This is a genomic window from Actinomadura sp. NPDC000600 (assembly GCF_040492135.1).
In the GTDB taxonomy this organism is placed as follows: Bacteria; Actinomycetota; Actinomycetes; order Streptosporangiales; family Streptosporangiaceae; genus Spirillospora.
The window spans coordinates 1-1,406 of the sequence record NZ_JBEUPD010000117.1 but is presented as its reverse complement, the minus strand read 5'-3'; the positions used below and the strand labels follow the sequence as shown (position 1 = coordinate 1,406).

General features: G+C 39.8%; 2 protein-coding genes. Both read left to right on the top strand.

Annotated elements, in window-relative coordinates; translation table 11 throughout:
- Positions 1–506: M23 family metallopeptidase (locus ABWI07_RS44085; RefSeq protein ID WP_353822201.1), on the top strand; the 506-nt coding region annotated here is incomplete at its 5' end.
- Positions 507–518: 12 nt separating this feature from the next.
- On the top strand, positions 519–1,406 hold an 888-nt coding region (locus ABWI07_RS44080; RefSeq protein WP_353822200.1), incomplete at its 3' end, for a BppU family phage baseplate upper protein.

Here is a 1,406-nt window from a genome sequence, read left to right as displayed (position 1 = left end):
GTCCCTTAAACGGACATCCTGAACGTAGCACTTGGGCCCAAGAATGGTATAACAAATTTGTTAATCTTGAAATCCCAAGCGGTGGCGGAGGTTATATTGCTCCAATTTCAAGTCCTATTACCGTAACAAGTGAAATGGGTTGGAGAACGAGTCCAATCACCGGAGCGCAAGAATTTCACAATGCTATGGACTTGGTTAATGGCAATCCAACAACTCCAATCTTAGCTTCAAACGATGGTCAAGTGGTCCAAGCGGGAAGCAATTATTATGACTGGTATGGAAATTACACGGTCATCAAGCATGCGGATGGACTTTATACAGGGTACGCACATCAAAGCAGAATCGATGTTTCTGTGGGTCAAAATGTTAAAAAGGGCCAACAAATTGGACTTATGGGAGCGACTGGCCCAGTCACCGGGCCACATTTGCACTTCCAATTTATGGACCAATATTGGCCATCATCAAGCGCTCACTTTAAGAATCCAAGGGATTATATCAAATTTTAGAAAGGGTCTATTATGACAGAACATTTTATAACACTGTCCACCACAGAGCCTAATAACAATATTGGCATTGTTAAGCTAAGACATGCGGATGTCAATAGTCAAGCCATTGTTGCTCAAATCGTAGAGAACGGTCAGCCCAAGAACTTTGAAGGCTTACAGCCGTTCTTTTGTTTAATGGCACAAGAAACCACAGGTCAAGGATTATCAGAAGAAAGTGTTGTCTCCTTTGATGCCAAAAATGGAACATTGAATTATATTGCCAGTGACAATGCGCTTCAAATGGTTGGACGAAATGAAGCTTATTTTAGCTTTAGAAAACAAGAAGGCGGGCGGTGGATTGAACAGTTTTCTACTCGAACTTTCCATTATATCGTTGAAAAGTCAATTTATTCTCAACCTTTCAAAGACTCTAACTACTGGTGGACTTTCAAAGAGCTTTATCGAATCTTTAATAAGTATATTGAAGATGGTAAAAATAGCTGGGTACAGTTTGTGGAAGCAAACCGTGAAATCCTTGAATCAATTGATCCAGGAGGACGGTTACTTGCGGAAGTTTTAGACCTCAATAAAATTATTTATCGTAAAGTTCCAAGCGGATTTAATGTAGTAATTGAGCACGATTCAGAGTATCAACCGAATGTGAATGTAACATATTACAAAAATTCAATTGGAACCGAAGCGAATGGCTTTGATACTGGTCCAGTATTTGGCGGAGAGCGAATTTATAACCTAGCTTCTTCATTAAGCTATATCAGAAATAAAGTCAATGTTGAGCTTCCGTCAGTTTATGCAATGGCCGGAGAAGTTGTAAATAATGGTAACGAACTGTTGTTAATCAACGGAACTGAGGTTATGCGTTTTGTTATTGAGGGTGCAACAATCACCAAAGGCTATGTTGAA